Here is a 4,650-nt window from a genome sequence, read left to right on the forward strand (position 1 = left end):
GGCGCGCTGGCCTGGCGCGGCCAGTACCCGGTCGTGTTGCTGCTGCTGGTGGCGGTGGTCGCCGCGCTGATCGCCGACTACGTCTGGTACCTGGCCGGCCGCCGCTACGGTCGCCGCATCATGTCGACGCTGTGCCGCATTTCCCTTTCTCCTGATTCCTGCGTGCGCCAGACCGAGTCGATCTATTCGCGCTGGGGTGCACGTTCGCTGCTGGTCGCCAAATTCATTCCCGGTTTCGCCTCGATTGCCAGCGCGGGGGGGGGGGGGGGGCACCGTCGGGACTTCGCGCGGCAAGTTCTTGTTGTACGACGGCGTCGGTGCGGCCTTGTGGTCGGGACTGGCGATCTTTCTCGGCGCGTTGTTCAACACCGCCATCGACGACGTGCTGAGCGTGTTGGCCGAGCTCGGTCAGTACGGCATGATGCTGGTGCTGATCGGCTTCGCCGTCTTCATCGCCAGCAAATGGTGGCAGCGCCGCCGCTTCCGCAAGTCGCTGGAAATGGCGCGCATCTCGGTCAGCGAGCTGGATGGCCTGCTCAAGAGCGGCGTGCGCCCGACCATCGTCGACGTGCGTTCGCCGGCCTCGCAGCAGATCGGCCGGATTCCCGGCGCGCTGACGATTTCCAACCAGGAGATCCAGACTTTCGCGTTCGACGCGCCGATGGAAGATGAAGTCATCGTCTACTGCGCCTGTCCCAATGAAGCCTCGGCCGCGCTGGTCGCCAAGCAACTCATGCGGCGCGGCTACAAGCGCGTGCGCCCGCTCACCGGCGGCATCGACGCTTGGGTGGCGGCGGGCTATTCGATCGAAGCCTGAGGCGTTTTACTCTTCGTTCTGCTCTTCGTTCGACTCTATTTTTCGGAAAATTCCATGTTCAGAATCAGTCTCGATGCCCTGTTGATTCTCGATGCGATCGACCGGCGCGGTTCGTTTTCCGCGGCCGGGCTGGAGCTGCATCGGGTGCCGTCGACGATTTCCTATACGGTGTCGAAGCTGGAGCAGGACCTCGGCGTGCAGGTGTTCGACCGGCAGGGCCCCAAAGTTGTGCTCACGCGCGCCGGTGAAGAATTGCTGAAGGAGGGGCGCTACCTGCTCAAGGCGGCGGAAGACCTCGAGCACCGCGTGCGCCGCGTCGCCTCCGGCTGGGAAACCGAATTCACCATCGGCCTCGATTCACTGTATTCGGCGGCATCGCTGGAGTCGGACATCGTGGCGTTCTACCAGGTCGCCGACCGCACCCGCCTGCGCATCGCGCGCGAGTCGCTGGCCGGCACCTGGGAAGCGCTGCTTGATCGCCGCGTCGACCTGCTGATTGCGGCGCCCGGCGAAGGACCGGCAGGCGGCGGCTATGTGGCGGAGCAGATCGGCACGGTGAAGTTCGTCTTCGTGGTGGCGCCGCATCATCCGCTGGCGAAGATGGACAAGGTCCTGAGCAAGGCCGACCTGCATCCTTACCGCGCCATCAGCGTCGCCGACTCGGCGCGCAAGATGCCGCCGCGCACCGTCGGCCTGCTGTTCGGCCAGGACACCCTGACGGTGCCGGACATGCGCAGCAAATATGCGTTGCAACTGGCCGGCGTGGGCTTCGGATTCTTGCCGGAGCCGTGCGTGCGGAAGTCGATCGCATCCGGCGCGCTGGTGGTCAAGGAAGTCGAGCAGCCGCGCGCGGAGGAAACGTTTTCGCTGGCCTGGCGCGTCGGTGAAGACGGCGCCGCACTGACCTGGTGGCTCAAGCGCATGCGCGAAACGGACATCCTCAATCGCATGCTGTCGCAGATCGTCGACGGCGGTTTGTAGCGTCTGAGTGTACGTACCTACTGCGCGCACCCACAGCGCCATCAGCTCGCATGGCAAAGACGCCGCCAATCTGCATCTCTATATTGCAGCGATTAAAAAATCACTGTTCTGGCGATAAGTCCGAGTACTGCGCATACGACGATGACGTGAATGACATTGCGTTTAAAGCGAAACAACGCAACCACTGCTGCCAGGGCAATCAGCGCAGAGATCCAGTCAAAACCCTGATCCCATCCTTTCGGCCACAGCACATGAAAGCCGAAAAACGTCGCTAAATTTAAGATAACACCGACCACCGCAGCAGTAATCGCGGTGAGTGGCGCCGTGAATTTGATATCTTGATGCGTTGCCTCAACGAGCGGCCCGCCTGCCAGGATGAATAGAAACGATGGCAGAAAGGTGAACCAGGTGACGAGCGAAGCTGCCATTGCTCCGGCCAAAAACAGGTGATCTGGTCCCAAGACGGCTTTGGCGTAACCGCCAACAAAGCCGACGAATGCCACCACCATAATGAGTGGTCCCGGTGTCGTCTCTCCCAATGCCAGACCGTCAATCATCTGAGTCGGCGTCAACCAGGAGAAATGGCCGACAGCGCCTTGATAGACGTATGGCAAAACGGCGTAGGCTCCGCCGAATGTCATGAGTGCGGCCTTGGTAAAGAACCATCCCATTTGAGCGTAGGTATGTTCCCAGCCATAGATCGCGGTCAGCCCACACATCGGGATGGCCCATAGAAGCGCACCGATCAGTACGATTTTGAGCAGTCCAGTCCAGCTGAACAGCGCATGCCGTGGTGTTGGCGTGTCATCGTCAATCAATGCCTTTCCGAATGATTTCTTTGAGGCTCCATGCCCTCCGCCAACAGCGAATTTCGACGGCGCTATTTTTCCTCCAAGGTAGCCGATCAGTGCTGCCATCGCCACAATGAGCGGAAACGGCAGATTGAGTGCAAAAATGGCGACAAACGAAACTGCGGCAATCGCCCACAGGACATTATTCTTGAGGGCGCGAGAACCGATGCGATGCGCTGCCTGCAAGACGATGGCAGTCACGGCAGGCTTGATGCCATAGAACAGACCTTCCACAACCGGCAAATGGCCAAAGGCGATGTATAGCCACGACAAGATAATCAAGATCAGCAAGGACGGGAAGACAAACAGGACGCCGGCAACGATGCCCCCAAACGTTCTATGCATTAACCAGCCAATGTATGTCGCAAGCTGTTGAGCTTCGGGGCCAGGCAATAACATGCAGTAATTCAGCGCATGTAAAAATCGTCGCTCCGATATCCAGCGACGGTTTTCCACAAGCTCTTGATGCATGATCGAAATCTGTCCGGCAGGGCCGCCGAAGCTGATGAAACCCAACTTCAACCAGAAAAGAAAGGCCTCTCGAAAATTCACGGACGGAGATATGTCGTCGTTGGCTGGCGACGTGACTTCGATCTCATTCACTGACGGCCTCCGTGGCGAAGCTTGCCAACAATCCGTCAAAAATACCGGTCGCGGCTATTAAAAGTTGGTCGTCGTCTGCGATGGTGTTTTTCATTCCCGCCAGTATGCTTTCTATGCCGATGGATTCGGGTGGCTGTACACCGCCGGCGTCCAAGTAGTGAATCAGGGCGGCCAGCCGCTTCAATCCTGCCTGTTGCAAACCGAAGCTCATCACGAAGACCTCAAAGGTCACATAGCTTCCCATATGGCTGATGCTGGCCCCATCGAAGTCAAATCCAATCGCATCGGCAGGGCAATCATCGGGGGACTCGAGCCACAGAATGACAGCATGTGGATCAATGAAACGCCGTATAAGCCATGCGCTTGCCAGGCGGTCGACCCAAGGCCGACGACGTGTCGCCCAGGTTTTTCCTTGAAATCGGTCTCTCTCTCGTTCAGGAATCCGCCCCTCAGCCGGCATCGGTTCGTCGGGAGATGACGCATGCGCCAGTGCCAGCTCCAACTCATTGATGGCAGCGTCGACTTGCTGTTGAGCCGGCCCCGGAAAGAAATCGATCACAGATAGATCGATCAGCTGCTTGCGCAACTTCCTGATCTCTTTCGTGGCTTTGGGCAGGGTGCCTGCCGTCAGCGTTGCTCGCGCCTTCGCAACATCCGAGAGCAATGTCGCATAGTCTTCGTCTCGCTTGAACAGCTCAGAGAAATCCGTGGCCATGGGCTCTTCGACTCGCAGGACGAACGCATTTCCTCCGCACGAAATCACCTCGGCGGAGATGCCTTCCAGCGTGTGCCGGCACTCGTCAAGATCGGGCATCAGATAGACCCCGTCACGCAATACAGCGGCCCCGGATGCTTTTAATCCACGCCATATCCGCATGCGAGCAGTGGCGTTCTGCGTGGACAGGCTGCTAATCAATAAAAGATAATTCATGATGTAGAATACTCTACTATTGTGTAGCATATTCTACAAATATTTTTCTGTGCAGGGCCGGCGGCGCTTGGCAAGGAAAAATAGAATTGAATATCGAAACGCCCGATAGGGATTCAAATGCTGCGGATGTAAAAAAAAGCGCGACAGCTTGTGGCCGTCGCGCTTTTTCATGGGAGCGGAAGTTTATGCCGCAACCAGGCTGCCGATGGTTTCGCGGGTTTGCGCGATGGCTTTTTCAACAGCCGCTTCGCCCATGCCCAGGCCTTCGCTGTGCACGAAGGTGATGTCGGTCATGCCGATGAAGCCCAGCACGGCGCGCAGATAGGTCTCATGGAAGTCCATGACCTTGGCCGGACCTTCGCTGTAGACGCCGCCGCGCGACGTGAACACGTATACCTTCTTGCCCTGGATCAGGCCGACCGGACCGGTTTCGGTGTACTTGAAGGTCACGCCGGCGCGCGTTGTAC

At 58.6% G+C, this 4,650-nt stretch carries 4 protein-coding genes and 1 pseudogene; 2 read left to right on the forward strand and 3 right to left on the reverse strand.

Going from position 1 to position 4,650, the window contains the following annotated elements:
- Positions 1 to 817, forward strand: a pseudogene (locus HLUSI_RS34855) (rhodanese-like domain-containing protein); the annotation flags it as partial.
- 54 nt (positions 818 to 871) lie between these two features.
- The gene (locus tag HLUSI_RS0123460; RefSeq protein WP_016836260.1) at positions 872 to 1,798 is read left to right on the forward strand and encodes a LysR substrate-binding domain-containing protein; all 927 of its coding nucleotides are present in this window, start codon (positions 872 to 874) and stop codon (positions 1,796 to 1,798) included.
- A 92-nt stretch (positions 1,799 to 1,890) separates the two neighbouring features.
- On the opposite strand, the gene chrA is transcribed toward HLUSI_RS0123460, so the two are convergent.
- The 3 genes from chrA to HLUSI_RS0123475 form a co-directional block, all read right to left on the reverse strand.
- On the reverse strand, positions 1,891 to 3,252 hold the full coding sequence (gene chrA / locus HLUSI_RS0123465; protein WP_016836261.1) for a chromate efflux transporter: 1,362 nt from the start codon (positions 3,250 to 3,252) through the stop codon (positions 1,891 to 1,893).
- Positions 3,245 to 4,183 carry a chromate resistance protein ChrB domain-containing protein gene (locus HLUSI_RS0123470; protein WP_040503837.1) on the reverse strand — a complete coding sequence of 313 codons (939 nt, stop codon included), beginning with the start codon at positions 4,181 to 4,183 and terminating at the stop codon, positions 3,245 to 3,247. Before HLUSI_RS0123470 ends, chrA begins: the two co-directional genes overlap by 8 nt.
- A 183-nt stretch (positions 4,184 to 4,366) precedes the next feature.
- Positions 4,367 to 4,650, reverse strand: a 284-nt coding sequence (locus tag HLUSI_RS0123475) for an FMN-dependent NADH-azoreductase (RefSeq protein WP_016836263.1), incomplete at its 5' end; no start/stop codon positions are given.

Origin of the sequence: Herbaspirillum lusitanum P6-12 (genome assembly GCF_000256565.1) — a bacterium.
Classification (GTDB): domain Bacteria; phylum Pseudomonadota; class Gammaproteobacteria; order Burkholderiales; family Burkholderiaceae_D; genus Herbaspirillum; species Herbaspirillum lusitanum.

What these genes read in the sequence shown, in the direction of transcription:
- HLUSI_RS0123470 (WP_040503837.1), bottom strand. Translation starts at nt 4,183, where the DNA reads ATGAATTATCTTTTATTGATTAGCAGCCTGTCCACGCAGAACGCCACT.
- HLUSI_RS0123460 (WP_016836260.1), top strand. Translation starts at nt 872, where the DNA reads ATGTTCAGAATCAGTCTCGATGCCCTGTTGATTCTCGATGCGATCGAC.